The sequence below is a fragment of the Acinetobacter sp. AND/436 genome (assembly GCF_049546925.1).
In the GTDB taxonomy this organism is placed as follows: domain Bacteria; phylum Pseudomonadota; class Gammaproteobacteria; order Pseudomonadales; family Moraxellaceae; genus Acinetobacter; species Acinetobacter indicus.
This window is the reverse complement of the sequence record NZ_JBMXBO010000024.1, coordinates 1-13,352: the sequence shown is the minus strand read 5'-3', so window position 1 is coordinate 13,352 and position 13,352 is coordinate 1. Positions and strand designations below refer to the sequence as shown.

14 protein-coding genes and 2 pseudogenes are annotated in these 13,352 nt (G+C 43.0%); 11 read left to right on the top strand and 5 right to left on the bottom strand.

Translation table 11 applies throughout. From position 1 onward, the window contains the following. The first annotated feature begins 186 nt into the window (after nucleotides 1-186). Entirely contained in the window at nucleotides 187-546 is a 360-nt protein-coding gene (locus tag ACPEPR_RS13500; protein WP_423562544.1) for a hypothetical protein, read from the top strand. 278 nt (nucleotides 547-824) lie between these two features. Continuing rightward, nucleotides 825-1,985, top strand: coding sequence for an MFS transporter (locus ACPEPR_RS13495; protein ID WP_180181982.1), 1,161 nt, complete (start codon nucleotides 825-827; stop codon nucleotides 1,983-1,985). A gap of 48 nt (nucleotides 1,986-2,033) precedes the next feature. On the opposite strand, the gene ACPEPR_RS13490 is transcribed toward ACPEPR_RS13495, so the two are convergent. Next, a complete protein-coding gene (locus tag ACPEPR_RS13490) occupies nucleotides 2,034-3,521 on the bottom strand; it encodes an amidase (RefSeq protein WP_423562543.1) in 1,488 nt (495 codons plus the stop codon). Between the two features lie 197 nt (nucleotides 3,522-3,718). On the opposite strand from ACPEPR_RS13490, the gene ACPEPR_RS13485 reads away from it, so the two are divergent. Then, nucleotides 3,719-4,210: a hypothetical protein gene (locus tag ACPEPR_RS13485; RefSeq protein ID WP_034597534.1), complete on the top strand. Its 492-nt coding sequence runs from the start codon at nucleotides 3,719-3,721 to the stop codon at nucleotides 4,208-4,210. 65 nt (nucleotides 4,211-4,275) lie between these two features. On the opposite strand, the gene accC is transcribed toward ACPEPR_RS13485, so the two are convergent. The 3 genes from accC to aroQ are packed head-to-tail and all read right to left on the bottom strand — an operon-like array spanning nucleotide 4,276 to nucleotide 6,552. Beyond that, nucleotides 4,276-5,640 (bottom strand): acetyl-CoA carboxylase biotin carboxylase subunit, encoded by a 1,365-nt coding sequence (gene accC / locus ACPEPR_RS13480; protein WP_005177767.1) that lies wholly within the window; start codon nucleotides 5,638-5,640, stop codon nucleotides 4,276-4,278. Nucleotides 5,641-5,657: 17 nt separating this feature from the next. Continuing rightward, nucleotides 5,658-6,080 (bottom strand): acetyl-CoA carboxylase biotin carboxyl carrier protein, encoded by a 423-nt coding sequence (gene accB / locus ACPEPR_RS13475; RefSeq protein WP_005177770.1) that lies wholly within the window; start codon nucleotides 6,078-6,080, stop codon nucleotides 5,658-5,660. Nucleotides 6,081-6,096: 16 nt separating this feature from the next. Next, nucleotides 6,097-6,552, bottom strand: a complete 456-nt coding sequence (gene aroQ / locus ACPEPR_RS13470) for a type II 3-dehydroquinate dehydratase (RefSeq protein WP_005177772.1) — start codon at nucleotides 6,550-6,552, stop codon at nucleotides 6,097-6,099. A gap of 1,061 nt (nucleotides 6,553-7,613) precedes the next feature. On the opposite strand from aroQ, the gene ACPEPR_RS13465 reads away from it, so the two are divergent. From ACPEPR_RS13465 to ACPEPR_RS13440, 6 genes are all read left to right on the top strand, one after another. Continuing rightward, a complete protein-coding gene (locus tag ACPEPR_RS13465) occupies nucleotides 7,614-7,871 on the top strand; it encodes a hypothetical protein (protein WP_160241328.1) in 258 nt (85 codons plus the stop codon). 3 nt (nucleotides 7,872-7,874) lie between these two features. Continuing rightward, on the top strand, nucleotides 7,875-8,621 hold the full coding sequence (locus ACPEPR_RS13460; protein ID WP_423562542.1) for a zeta toxin: 747 nt from the start codon (nucleotides 7,875-7,877) through the stop codon (nucleotides 8,619-8,621). Between the two features lie 491 nt (nucleotides 8,622-9,112). After that, nucleotides 9,113-9,529, top strand: coding sequence for a YeeE/YedE family protein (locus ACPEPR_RS13455; RefSeq protein ID WP_168395227.1), 417 nt, complete (start codon nucleotides 9,113-9,115; stop codon nucleotides 9,527-9,529). A gap of 1 nt (nucleotide 9,530) precedes the next feature. After that, complete coding sequence (locus tag ACPEPR_RS13450) at nucleotides 9,531-9,953, top strand: DUF6691 family protein (protein ID WP_168383070.1); 423 nt, start codon at nucleotides 9,531-9,533, stop codon at nucleotides 9,951-9,953. Next, on the top strand, nucleotides 9,950-10,825 hold the full coding sequence (locus ACPEPR_RS13445) for an MBL fold metallo-hydrolase (protein ID WP_423562541.1): 876 nt from the start codon (nucleotides 9,950-9,952) through the stop codon (nucleotides 10,823-10,825). The genes ACPEPR_RS13450 and ACPEPR_RS13445 overlap by 4 nt, the downstream gene beginning before the upstream one ends. Before the next feature lie 141 nt (nucleotides 10,826-10,966). Beyond that, a complete protein-coding gene (locus ACPEPR_RS13440; RefSeq protein ID WP_423562540.1) occupies nucleotides 10,967-11,731 on the top strand; it encodes an alpha/beta fold hydrolase in 765 nt (254 codons plus the stop codon). Nucleotides 11,732-11,745: 14 nt separating this feature from the next. Here the strand turns inward: ACPEPR_RS13440 and ACPEPR_RS13435 are convergent. Continuing rightward, a pseudogene (locus ACPEPR_RS13435) lies at nucleotides 11,746-12,417 on the bottom strand (M15 family metallopeptidase); the annotation flags it as partial. Here ACPEPR_RS13435 and ACPEPR_RS13430 point away from each other — a divergent pair. Both ACPEPR_RS13430 and ACPEPR_RS13425 read left to right on the top strand, forming a co-directional pair. Then, nucleotides 12,417-12,527 (top strand): annotated as a pseudogene (locus tag ACPEPR_RS13430) (type VI secretion system-associated protein TagF); the annotation flags it as partial. The pseudogenes ACPEPR_RS13435 and ACPEPR_RS13430 sit on opposite strands and share 1 nt — an antisense overlap. Nucleotide 12,528: 1 nt before the next feature. Further along, complete coding sequence (locus ACPEPR_RS13425; protein WP_075175237.1) at nucleotides 12,529-13,296, top strand: OmpA family protein; 768 nt, start codon at nucleotides 12,529-12,531, stop codon at nucleotides 13,294-13,296. The last annotated feature ends 56 nt before the right edge of the window (nucleotides 13,297-13,352 follow it).

Genomic DNA, 13,352 nt, shown 5'->3' with positions numbered 1-13,352 from the left:
TAAGTTGTCACTTAAATTTAAACAACTTAGGAAAGCTCTATCTTTAAAATCTTTATGCAACAAAGCCGCTCCACTGTAAAACTATTAGAAGTAAATTCTAGGTGGCCGTATTTAACCTTTATTATTTCACTGTTGATGATCTGTTTACTGACATTATTGAATATGTTGGTTAAATGGATTAACTCAATGAGTAACTTAAAAAGGGCATTAGAGACCCAGAATAAAAATGATGCTGTACACAACACTTATAAGTGTCGGTTGTACAATCCTTTTTCATGGGATTTTTATAGCAAGTCGGTTTCTTCATTCCTGGTAATTTTAATAATAAGTTTGGTTGGTATGTACAACGTAAATAAGGAGAATTTATTTACCGTTACTAATGAAACTACCACTAAAATAGTTGCTGCCACGCCACCAAGTGTAGATTCTAATAATAAAAAACCGTCAGAAACTGTTGAGACAACAGAAGTTAAAAAACTAACTGTAACCAATAAGATTAAAGAGGATGCAAGGGAAGAAAATAAAGAGGAAAAAACGGAGAATTGATAGTAGGCAGAGTAACACTTGAAGTGCGACATAAACCACCTAAGAACCCCATCAATCCATCACCTCACTTAATGCAACGTGCTTTTCATCAAATTTAATCATAAAATTAAGAATATCTGTGTCTTATGCTGCGGTCTACAAAAAATTAGGAAAAATATTTTTTTAAAGTTTGTAGACTGATTTGTAGACAGTTGAACTGCAATCAAGGATAAACTTATGCAATGCTATGCAACCTTTGAATATTTTAAGTTATTGAAAATGCAAGGATATGCAAGCTAATGCAACCTATTCCAATTCGACACAAACTAAGTGGATTCTACTTTTTCTACTACGCCATTGTTGGAACCTTCATGCCGTTTTGGAGCCTGTATCTGGAAGATCAGGGCTTCAATTATCAGGAAATCGGGATTCTGTCTTCCATTGCGATTATCACCCGGTTTTTTGCCCCTTTTATTTGGGGATGGATTGCCGATAAATCCGGTAAACGCATGTTGCTGGTGCGTATTGCCACCTGGATGGAAGCCTGTATCTGGTTCATGCTGTTTATCATTCCGAATAGTTTTCAGTCAGTCGCGTTGCTGATGCTAATTTTTAGCTTTTTCCAGAATGCCATTTTGGCCCAGTTTGAAGGGGTGACTTTATTCTGGCTGGGCGATCAACGTGAACAGCTGTATGGCAAGGTACGTAAATGGGGATCGGTCGGTTTTATTGTTGCGGTATTTGGTATCGGTGCCTTGCTGGAAATTATTCCAATCTCCATGCTGCCGGTATTGTTGCTATGTATCGCGTTTCTGGCATTTATCTGGTCTTTTAGTATTAAAGAACCCAGCGCTGCACCAAGTTCCCAAAAACAGCTGGAGCCTTTGTGGCCAGTGTTAAAACGGCCTGTAGTGGCCTGTTTTTTCCTGATTGAGTTTATTCTGCTGTTTTCGCATGCGCCGTTTTACAGTTTTTATAGCAATTATCTGAGTCAAGCTGGTTTTAGTACTTCAATAATTGGTTTGTTGTGGTCAGTAGGCGTGATTGCAGAAATTATCATGTTTGCTTATGCAACCTTTTTCTTGTCGCGCTGGTCATGGCGAACACTGGTGATGGCCTGTTTGCTGCTGACCGGTTTACGCTGGATTGTTGTTGGTTTGGTACCTGACAGTTTTATCGCCCAGTTTTTTGCCCAGACCATTCATGCCTTTAGTTTTGGCTTATTCCATGTGATTGCGATGCGGGTGATTTTTCAGAATTTCAGCTTGGGTCAGCAAGGACGAGGGCAAGCTATCTATAGCACTATGTGGGGTATGGGTGTGGCGTTGGGAAGTATTTTGGCTGGTTATTATTGGGATATTTTTTCAGGGCAAACTGTCTTTATCTGGGCTGGCTTATCTACATTACTGGGTTTGTTACTGGTCTTTGGTTTACCGAAACAGCTACAAAAACAGGCGTAGAAAAAGCCGGTCATATCGACCGGCTGTTGAATCAGGCTATTCAAGTCTTTAAATTTTGATGTGCTGATATTGCGGGAACCACGGCTGAGCCTGTTCCAGTTGTGCAGCCAGTTGTAGTAATACATCTTCACGAGCAAAAGGTGCAATAAACTGAGAACCTAAAGGCAAGTGCTGTTTATTCCAGTACAGTGGCACAGACATCGCCGGTAAGCCGGTAATATTGGCCAGCTGGGTAAAAGGTACCCATTTCAGGTTTTCCCGTACAATCTGATCGACCAGTTTGCCTTGGGTTAACAGATGCGCCTGTCCGACTTTCAACAAGGCTTTTAACACCGGTTTTTGCCAGGCTGGCGTTTTAACTTCGCCATTCTGGGGAGCTACCGAGGCTGTGGCTGGGGTCAGATATAAATCATAACGGTCAAAGAACTGGTTCATTTGCGTGGTATAAACGCCCCAGTTATTCAGGTTGTGAATATAGTCCAGCGCAGAGGTTTTGGCACCAAATGCAGCCAGCGCCAGTGAGTCCAGCTCGAAATCATCATCACGTGAAGGATACTGTGCGCGAATCTGGCTGAGCATATAAGAGAACTGACTAAACCAGGTGGTAATAAAATCTTTGGCTAGTTGCATGCCATCAATAGCCGGCTGATCTTCAATTACTTCATGCCCAAGGCTGGTTAAGAGTTTTACAGTGTGCTCAATCGCCTGAATAGCATCTTTAGATACAGCGGTGCCAATTGGAGAGCGGGTGCTAAACGCAATTTTCAGTTTTTTTGGTGCTTGCTGCATCAGCTGCAGATATTGACCTTCCGGGCGCTGAATCTTAAATAAAGAGCTGTGTTCTTCGCCGTGGGTTGCATCAAGCATGGCAGCGCTATCCCGGACACTGCGCGTCAACACATGCTGAATGGCAGCGCCGTGCATGGCTTCACTCATGGACGGTCCCCATGGGGTACGGCCACGACTCGGCTTTAAACCGAACAAGCCGCAATAAGAGGCAGGAATACGAATCGAGCCACCGCCATCGCCGGCACCGGCCAGTGGCACAATACCGGCGGCCACAGCAGCCGCAGAACCACCCGATGAGCCTCCACTATTATGTTTTAAATGCCACGGGTTTTTACAGCTGCCCCAAGCATCCGGTTCGGTAATGCCTTTGATTCCGAATTCAGGAGTGTTGGTACGGCCAAAAGTCACAATTCCGGCCTGTTCCCAACGATTGACAATTTCAGCGTTTGTTTCGGGAATATAGCCCATTCTTTTTAAGCCTTGACAGCCATAAGAAGTTGGGTAGCCCGCATATTCCTGAAACAGGTCTTTGACCAGAAAGGGTACCCCAGCAAATGGACCCGACAATGGTCCTTGTACGCGTTGCTGTGCATGTTCATGCATCGGAATAATAATTGCATTCAGGCTTTTAGTTTGTTCGGCACGTTGTACGGCCAGTTCCAGCAGTTCCGATGCCTGAATTTCTTTTTTTGCCACTAATTCGGCCAGCCCCAGACCATCATATTTTAAATATTCTTGTAACTTCATTTTCAATCCTGAAAATATAAATTGTCAGAAACTGTTGTAAGAGATTTTATGCAAAGTTGCAAGGCGAGATTAAAATTTAAACAGTAAAAATCAGCGATATTGGGGCTTAAAAAAATTGTTGAGTTATGTTTATGCACTAAGTTTATTGCAAAAAATATGCTAACGTTAGCGGGTACTTTATATCATTGAATCAATGTATGAAAAAACTTTATCTCACCAGTTTAATGTTAGTATGTTGCACTGCCGTGATGGCCAATGAAACAAAAACGACAACAACAAATAGTGCTGCCGCAACCGCTGCAAAAGCGCCTGTCAATGCCAATACCGTTCGTGTCATTACCCGTCCTGAAATTGTGGGATTGTGGGGCATGGAAATTCCAAATAACCGCAAATGTATTGAATATTATAATTTTCGGGGTGATAACGATGTCATTATCAAAAGCGGTCAGGAATGGTCGTCTGGCATCTATGACTATCAGCCGGCAGAAGATCCGGCCAGCAGTTTACCTGCCTTAATCATGCAAATTAAATATGACAATAATGAGGTCGATTGTTCCGGTTATCAGGAAGATCAGACCGGGGAGATTTCACAATATTTTGTGCAATGGAAAAACCCGCATACTATTCATTTCTGTAGTAATGAAAAAGCCGAACAGTGCTTTGCCACTTTGCGCCGTGTTTTGCCTTAAAGCTGAAATTCAGCCATAAAAAAACCGCTGAAATCAGCGGTTTTTTTATTTTCACAAGGAAACGCTTAGGCTTCCTTGTTGGCACCTTCAAGCTGCTTTAACAAATGCTTTTCCAGGTAGTGAATATCCATTGCCTGTTTGCAGAAGTTTTCATCTTGCAAGATCAGATCTTTATGTAATGGAATATTGGTTTTCACACCGGTCAAAATCATTTCATCCAGCGCCTGACGCATGCGCGCAATACTGGTGCTACGGTCTTTACCATGCGCAATCAGTTTAGCGATCATCGAGTCGTAATAAGGCGGAATGCTATAGCCCGGATAGATATGTGAATCTAAGCGGATACCGGCACCACCAGACGCGTAGAAGTTTTCAATCTTGCCTGGTGATGGCAGGAAGGTTGATGGATCTTCCGCATTGATACGGCATTCAATGGCATGACCTTTCACCTGAACATCTTCCTGCTGAATGTCGAGGCCTAAACCACCGGCAACGCGCAGTTGTTGTTCAATAATATCAATACCTGTGACCATTTCAGTTACCGGGTGTTCTACCTGAACACGGGTGTTCATCTCGATAAAGAAGAACTCGCCATCTTCAAACAGGAACTCGAAAGTACCGGCACCGCGATACTGCATCATCTTACAGGCGTTGACACAGGCTTCTAAAATATCTGCACGTGCTTGCTCTGGCAGGTTTGGTGCTGGTGCTTCTTCCAGAACTTTTTGATGGCGACGCTGTAAAGAGCAGTCACGGTCATACAGATGGATGGCATGGCCGTTACCATCGCCCAGTACTTGCACTTCAACGTGACGAGGCTTTTGCAGGAAACGTTCCATATAGACCGTATCATCACCAAACCACATTTCCGCATCACGCTGCGCCGCTTGTACCGATTCCAGCAGGGTATCGACACGTTCAACAATACGCATACCTCGACCACCACCACCGGCAGCTGCTTTAACAATCAGTGGAAAGCCGATTTCTTTGGCTTCAGCCAGGGCATTTTGTGGTGTTACTGCATGGGCAGAACCTGGTACCGTCGGTACGCCGGCTTTACGCATGGCGGTAATGGCAGAAACCTTGTTCCCCATTAAGCGGATGTGTTCTGGACGCGGACCAATAAAGATAAAGCCTGAGCTTTCTACAATTTCGGCAAATTCCGCATTTTCAGACAGGAAACCATAACCCGGGTGAATGGCATCAGCACCGGTAATTTCTGCTGCGGTAATAATCGCAGGAATATTCAGATAACTGTCGCTGCTCGCGCCCGGACCGATACACACGGCTTCATCACAGAAACGTAAATGCATCAGGTCTTTATCGGCATCGGAATAGATACCGACAGTTTTGATTCCTAAAGTTTTGCAGGCCCGGGTGATGCGAAGCGCAATCTCACCACGGTTTGCAATTAAAACTTTTTGCAACATTGTGAGTCCCCGTGGTCTTAAGCGCGGTAGCGGAAGAGTGGTTGACCAAACTGAATCACTTCACCATTTTTAACTAGAATTTCTTCAATCACGCCGCTTTGAGTTGCTTCAATCGGGTTCATGATTTTCATGGCTTCGATAATACCTAAGGTTTCACCTGCAGAAACGGTTTGACCGATTTTCACAAAAGGTGCTTCACCTGGGCTTGGTGCTGCATAGAACACGCCAACCATTGGAGAAGTTTCAACTGCGCCACGTGGAGAAGATTTCGGTGCTGATGGCAGATCTGCTGCTGGAGCAGGCATTGCTGGAACTGCTGCCGCTACTACTGGACTGCGACGAGTAAGCGCAATCGCCTGATCGCCTTCTTTAACTTCAATCGCTTGTAAGTCAGATTCAATCATCAGGTCGATGAGTTTCTTGATTTTACGGATATCCATGAGACAGTATTCCTAATTAAGATTGCGAAGTGAGTTGAATTTTTTCGATAACGTAGTCAAGTGCAGCAGCATAGCCTTTTGCACCCAATCCGCAGATCACGCCTACAGCTTTATCGGACAAATATGAATGATGTCTAAATGCTTCACGTGCATGCACGTTAGACAGATGGACTTCAATAAACGGGATGGCAACGCCAAGAAGTGCATCACGTACTGCGACTGAGGTATGGGTCAGGGCTGCAGGATTAATAATGATGAATTGAACGCCTTCTTGACCTGCCTGATGAATTCGGTCGACAATGGCACCTTCCCAGTTACTCTGGAAAGTTTCTAGCGAAAATGATGCATTTTGCGCTTGTGTCATGAGCTGCTGATTTATATCCTCAAGGGTAAGGTGTCCATAAACCTCAGGTTCTCGCTTTCCTAGCAAATTTAAATTCGGTCCATGAATAACCAAAATGGTTGAACTCATCCAGCCTGCTCCAATTAATAAGTTGCAAATAGTCTTTGCAAGATGTCTGCAAAGTTTGCTTATTATGGCATGAAATTCCACATTTTTTTTATAATTTCTTTAAATTTACGTGAAAAGCATGTCGCAAAATATGGCTATATCATGCAAACTTTGCATACAATTCGCAATGTTAAAAGATTCCAAATTTGCACGAAATGACGGTTTTTTACATTGTAATGAGAATTGACCAAAACCATTCACAGGTTTGCCGCAAAATAGTTTGATGAGTTTAAGCCCAAGTAGATGGCCTACATGTGCATCCGGTTTTATCTCTGGATTTCCCCCGGAATGCTATCCCTGAATTTGGGGAGTTTTTATCCTCCTCCTGATTTCTATATTGAATTGGCCGCGTTTTAAAATTTATACCATTCAATATATCTGCTGAGAGGTTGCCGCTATAGATTCTGTTTTATCTGGCTTTAAACTACCGTGTTGATATCTTTATTTATTATTGAATTACAAATATTTATCTTTATTTTGTGCTTGGGATATAGTAATTCGATTAGTCATTAGCGTGCTGTTTAGATCAGTTTAGCATGTGCTTAATAGTTGGGCTGATCTTTCAGATAGAGGGTGTATGGGAATAAGTTAAGACGCTAACAAGAGATGAGCAATCCTGATTATGAACAGTCATTGTGAAGAGAATTAGAGTAGAGTGGATTCAAAAGTGTTGGATTTATTTTCAGGAAGTCATTGACCAATTCTTTCATTGAAAAAGACAGTTTCGTGTCTTTCTGTACGAAAGCCGTTCAAGCAAGGTTGGCAAAATTTGATAGTTCACGTATTGCCTAAACTGATTTGGCGAGTAGGGCCTTGATTTTAGAATTAAAAAATAACAGTATTGCTTTATTAAGGGGAAATCTTCTTAAAAGCGACGAATATCTTAATTTAGCCTAAATAAGGCAGATCTATCTAATTCAGTCTGTGACAACCTTGTATCGGCGAAATGCTGTATAAATAGACAAATAGCCCTGATGTGCTAAGATAAAGACATTACACACAGTGTGAACAGGAGTTGTCCAATGACAGCTTATACGATTATGAAAGCAGGCAAGGTGGAGGATGATATGATTCCAAAACTGGCGATTCACGCATTCCGTGATGCTTTTAAGCAGGCATGTGCGTCTTCAACTGTGGTGTATGTGAAAGATCAGCAACTGGTACAGCGCCAGCCGAATGGTCAGGAAAGCGCAATGAAAGATGTGTCGGCGGCTTATCGTAGTGCGCAGCATCTTCCAAAAACCTTGACACGTAAAAAGAAATTACAGACCGTTCACTAATTTATGCCACAACCCCGCATCAGGATGTTTGCAGGTCCGAATGGTTCAGGAAAAAGCACCATTAAGGAATATTTATTGCCCCATCATATTGGGGCATATTTAAATGCAGATGAACTAGAATATCAGCTTAAACAATCTGCAGTTTTGCATTTGGACCATTATCATCGGGCATTGGATGCAGCTGCGTTAATTTCCTTTCTAGAGCAAAAACAACGGCCTCAGGCAAATACATGGGTGCCTTTATTACGTCAGCCACCGGTACTGATTAGTGCAAGCTGCGTACAGTTTGATCCTGCGGAAATCGACTCCTATTTATGCGCGCGTATTATTGATTATATTCGCCTGGAGTTTTTATGTTTAAAGGTGAGTTTTACCTTTGAAACAGTGATGTCGCATATTTCCAAGGTAGAATTTTTACATGAGGCAAAACGCCACGGATTTAAAACCTATCTGTACTATGTTTCCACGGTTGATCCGCTGATTAATATTGCGCGGGTGCAGTATCGCGTAGAGAAGGGCGGGCATGGCGTGCCTGAACAAAAGATTAAACAGCGTTACTACCGCAGTATGGATTTATTAATGCAGGCGGTGGATGCCACAGATCGAACCTACTTTTTTGATAACTCGACGGATGGTCAAGCCGCATCGTTCCTGGCCGAGATTGAAAATGTCGAGCTGTTAAAAATAAATCCCGAGGCGCAGGTGTTGCCAGAGTGGTTTGTAGAGAAAGTTTTAAATGCTTTTGAGTAAGCCAGTTCACTTGGATGGAGACTCATCTCTATTTCTGATCAGCAGTTTTAAAACACCAAGAAATTAAAGCCAAACTACATAATATTCTGCCGAAGTACAAAATTTCCCGAGGATATATTCAGGGAATTTGCTCAACTATCAAGATCAGCTAATTAATTCACATGATTTTTCTAACAAACTGTTTTCTATTTATAACCTATTATTCGGATTGATGATCGAAAATAGGCTTTATCCAACTTCTATTTTTAGAGATGTGCTGGCCGCGCTAAGCCTCTAGTCGCTGGAAGCTTTTTTTATTTCCTTTATTTTTTTAAGCGCTTCATTCTTATAATCCAGAAATAGCCTAAGCAACATTCTCCTTAATCAGCGAATGACAGCACAAAAGCCAGAATAAAGGAAAGGGGGAGATGATTAGCTCTTTGTAAACAAGGATAGCTATTTATTGGTATTTTATATATTATAAAAACATATAATGTTTTGGGTGTATGGCGATGCATGATTTTCTGATTGCGTTTTTAGGTGGCCTTTTATTAGGGACCGCCGTGGTCGGCTATTTATATGTGAATGGACGGATTGCAGGCATTAGCGGCTTGCTGGCTCAGGTGATGCAGCCAAGTACCATCTTTAAAACACCGGCGCTGTGGTTTTTATTGGGATTGTTTATTACGCCGTTTATTTATGGAATCTGGCAGCAGCCACAGATTGAACTTGAGGCTAGTCCACTCATGATGGTGGTGGCCGGTATTTTGGTTGGTTTTGGGACCCGTTTAGGTTCGGGTTGTACCAGTGGTCATGGTATTTGTGGAATCAGCCGTTTATCCAAACGTTCGATGGTAGCGACCTTGACCTTTATGCTGACGGGCGTATTGACGGTGTATGTCACCCGCCATATCACAGGAGCATTCTAAAATGAAAAATATCTGGGCGTTTCTATTTGGCGGATTATTTTCATTGGGCCTGATGATTTCGGGTATGTCCAATCCGGAAAAAGTACTAGGTTTTCTGGATATTTTCGGCGATTGGGATGCCAGTCTGGCTTTTGTGATGATGGGTGCCATCGCCGTGGCTTTTATTCCGTTTCAAAAGGCAGTACGTCAGGCCGAACCTAAGACGGTGTATCATGAGGCCATTGAGTTACCGCGGCAAAATCAGCTAGATTCTAAACTGATTCTCGGCAGCGCTTTGTTTGGGATTGGCTGGGGGATTGCCGGCATTTGTCCTGCACCTAGCTTTACGTTAATTGGTCTGGGCTATTATCAGGCACTGTATTTTATTGCTGCGATGATGTATGGCATGTATCTTCATCATCGACTTTTAGGGAAAAAATCATGACCGCTACGCCAGTTGTACAACATTTTTTTGACAAAGAGACCAATACATTCAGCTATGTAATGACCGATCCGGCCACGCAGCAATGTGCAATTATTGATAGCGTCTTGAATTATGATGCGGCTTCGGCATCTACCTCGACTGAAGGTGCAGACGCAATCATTAGCTATATTCAGCAAAATAGCCTAAGCGTTGAGTGGATTTTAGAAACCCATGTGCATGCAGATCATCTGACCGCAGCCCAGTATTTAAAAGAAAAGCTGGGTGGAAAAATTGCCATCAGCAACAAGATTATTGTGGTGCAGGATACGTTTGGCCGTATTTATAATCTGGATTTGAAATATTTGAATGCGCATCAAGCCTTTGATTATCTGTTTGATGATCATGAGCAATTCAGTATTGGTGAATTAACGGCCTACAATATTCCAACACCAGGGCATACACCAGCCTGTTTAAGCTATGTGATTGGTGATGCAGTCTTTGTCGGCGATACCTTGTTTATGCCGGATTATGGCACTGCGCGCTGCGATTTCCCGAAGGGTAGTGCAGAGCAACTGTTTGATTCCGTGCAAAAACTGTATGAGCTGCCAGCGCAGACACGGGTATTTTTATGCCATGACTATCTACCTGAAGGGCGTGAGGTCTTTATACACGAAACCAGTATCCAGCAGCAAAAAGCCGAGAATATCCATATTCACGATGGTACGCAAAAAGCTGAGTTTGTAGAAATGCGTAATCGCCGTGATGCCGGTTTATCGATGCCAAAACTGATTTTGCCTGCCATTCAGATCAATATGGTGGCCGGGCATTTCCCTGAACCGGAAGCCAATGGCACACGTTATCTGAAACTGCCACTCAATTATTTCAATAAATAAACTGGATCGGCCAATGCCTTTGTGCAACTGGCCGATATTTTTGGCCTGATACAAAATAGCCTAAGCAAAAATACAATTTTAATAAAGCACTTATCCTATAATATCGAGAAAGCCAAAACCGATGCATACAAGGAATCAAAAATGCTGCTCAATTTCCAGACTTCACAACAACATCTATCAAGCACCGACATTCCGGTTGTTCTTATTCATGGTTTATTTGGCAGCCTGAGTAATTTGGGTATGTTGGCACGTGCGTTACAGGAGCATTATCCAGTCATCCAGATTGATGTACGTAACCACGGAAAATCGGAACATCGCCAGAGCATGAGCTATACCGAGATGGCGCAAGATGTACTGGAAACCTTGGATGCGATTCAGGTACAAAAATTTATCGTGATTGGCCATTCCATGGGTGGAAAAATTGCCATGCAACTGGCTGACCTTGCACCAGAGCGAGTGGAAAAACTGGTGGTGCTGGACATGACACCATTTGCCTATCAGGAAAATCATCATGATCAGGTGTTTGATGCGCTATTTGCTGTCAAAAAAGCACAAGTGGAATCACGCCAGGATGCCACCCAGATTATGCAGCAGCATTTGCGTGAAGATGCAGTGATTCAGTTTCTGATGAAATCGTTTAGTAAAGGGCAGTGGTTATTTAATGTTGATGCACTTTATGCATCTTATCCGAAAATTTTATCTTGGCAGCCAGTCCAGGTGGATGCACCAAGTTTATTTATTCGTGGCGGTGCATCTCCATATTTATCTAAACCGGAACACTATGCTGCCCTTGAACAGCAGTTTAGTCAGGCCAGCATTGAAACTGTTGAAAATGCTGGCCATTGGCTGCATGCAGAGAAAACTGCTGAAGTGGTCGATAAAATCCAGCAGTTTTTATCTGCATAAGCCCGGTATTATTTTTAATCGAGTGCATTGGCCATCAGCTGACCTTCCGAGGTCAGCTTTTCTGCCATTTCCCGGGTTTTCTTTAAGCCTGGCATCCGGTATTCGGTATGGCCATAATCTTTAATGGATTTCCAGCGGCCACCCCAAGTCAGGCCGACCGACTCCGCCACTTCACCATACAGTTCATAACCGCGCATTGCCCATGGGTCACGCTCGGAAATCACCACTTTGCCATTACGTTTAAAGGCCACATCGGCGGCTAAACCAAATTGATGATAGCTTTGATAACCACGGGCACGGGTGGTGTTTTTATTTTTGGACAGCGAGTTTTGTCGCTCCGGGCTACGATAACCTTCCAATAACACCAGCTCATAGCCATGGCGTTCTTTCATGATTTTAAACACCATCAGCAGGCGCTGTTTATAACGTGGATTCATCTTATGCCACTTCCGGTCAGCGCTCACAATTGATGGATTGACATGAGAATGAGCATGTAAATCTTCTACTGCCGGATCATAACTATGCTGATCTGCCGGCACAGCCGCCCACTGATTTTCCAGTTGCATGGCCTCAACCACGGCAGCTTCAACCAGTGCTTCTTCTACTTCAGGTGGTGGTGATAGCATTTCACCTTCAAGCAGGGCATAAACTTGAGGATCAACTTCTCTTAAATAGTCGGCTTCAATATCTGGAGCAAAATGCAGGTTTGGCGGCGTTGGAACAGGCTTTATGTGAACGCCAGCTTAGCTTAAGCCAGGGAATCAAACTCTTTAGACAGACTTTTATAGATGGATAAAATGATTAAAAATCAATTAAATACATATAAAAAACAATGGCTGTCTGTACTCTTGTTCAGTGTTAGTAGCTGGGTATGTGCACAGCCGATTGTAGTTGAAGGCGTGGTCCCGAATGAAGCCAGCAAACAGGCCATCCTGACTAAAATGCACAGTGTGTATGGTGCGGACCAAGTCATTGATAAAATTCAGGTTAAATCGGTTGCTGCACCCAATGGCTGGAGCGAATCGGTCACACGAATGATCACGCCAGACCTAAAAAAAGTGAAGCAGGGTCAATTGTCGGTACGCGGTACGCAAATTGATTTAAATGGAAAAATGTCCAATCAAAATGATATCCAGCCAACCACAAATGCTTTTCAGGGCTTGGTACAGGCGCCATATCGTTTTAATGCACAGTTATCTGTAAATCAGGCCGAACAGAAAATTATTGATGATGCCTTGAAAAACCGGATTATTGAATTTGAATCTGGCAGTGCGGTTTTAGCCGCATCTGGGACAAAAATTCTTGATGAGATGGCGATTGCCTTAAATAAGGTTGGTGGCAAGCAGGTGAAAATTATTGGCCATACTGATAGCTCTGGTGATGCCAATAAAAACCTGATCTTAAGTAAAGAGCGTGCACAGGCGGTAAAAGATTATTTGATTGGCAAAAATATTCCTGCAGATAGTTTGAGTGTGGAAGGTTTAGGCGCCAACAAACCTGTGGCAGACAACTCAACAGCTGAGGGTCGTAAAAAGAACCGTCGTATTGAGTTTGAAGTGATTTAAGTGGTCATTAAAGGAATAAGAGCCATCTACAGGATGGCTTTTATTTAATATGCTAT

What these genes read in the sequence shown, in the direction of transcription:
- ACPEPR_RS13440 (WP_423562540.1), top strand. Translation starts at nt 10,967, where the DNA reads ATGCTGCTCAATTTCCAGACTTCACAACAACATCTATCAAGCACCGAC.
- ACPEPR_RS13425 (WP_075175237.1), top strand. Translation starts at nt 12,529, where the DNA reads ATGATTAAAAATCAATTAAATACATATAAAAAACAATGGCTGTCTGTA.
- ACPEPR_RS13445 (WP_423562541.1), top strand. Translation starts at nt 9,950, where the DNA reads ATGACCGCTACGCCAGTTGTACAACATTTTTTTGACAAAGAGACCAAT.
- ACPEPR_RS13495 (WP_180181982.1), top strand. Translation starts at nt 825, where the DNA reads ATGCAACCTATTCCAATTCGACACAAACTAAGTGGATTCTACTTTTTC.
- ACPEPR_RS13460 (WP_423562542.1), top strand. Translation starts at nt 7,875, where the DNA reads ATGCCACAACCCCGCATCAGGATGTTTGCAGGTCCGAATGGTTCAGGA.
- accB (WP_005177770.1), bottom strand. Translation starts at nt 6,080, where the DNA reads ATGGATATCCGTAAAATCAAGAAACTCATCGACCTGATGATTGAATCT.
- ACPEPR_RS13455 (WP_168395227.1), top strand. Translation starts at nt 9,113, where the DNA reads ATGCATGATTTTCTGATTGCGTTTTTAGGTGGCCTTTTATTAGGGACC.
- ACPEPR_RS13500 (WP_423562544.1), top strand. Translation starts at nt 187, where the DNA reads ATGAGTAACTTAAAAAGGGCATTAGAGACCCAGAATAAAAATGATGCT.
- aroQ (WP_005177772.1), bottom strand. Translation starts at nt 6,552, where the DNA reads ATGAGTTCAACCATTTTGGTTATTCATGGACCGAATTTAAATTTGCTA.
- ACPEPR_RS13485 (WP_034597534.1), top strand. Translation starts at nt 3,719, where the DNA reads ATGAAAAAACTTTATCTCACCAGTTTAATGTTAGTATGTTGCACTGCC.
- ACPEPR_RS13450 (WP_168383070.1), top strand. Translation starts at nt 9,531, where the DNA reads ATGAAAAATATCTGGGCGTTTCTATTTGGCGGATTATTTTCATTGGGC.
- ACPEPR_RS13465 (WP_160241328.1), top strand. Translation starts at nt 7,614, where the DNA reads ATGACAGCTTATACGATTATGAAAGCAGGCAAGGTGGAGGATGATATG.
- accC (WP_005177767.1), bottom strand. Translation starts at nt 5,640, where the DNA reads ATGTTGCAAAAAGTTTTAATTGCAAACCGTGGTGAGATTGCGCTTCGC.
- ACPEPR_RS13490 (WP_423562543.1), bottom strand. Translation starts at nt 3,521, where the DNA reads ATGAAGTTACAAGAATATTTAAAATATGATGGTCTGGGGCTGGCCGAA.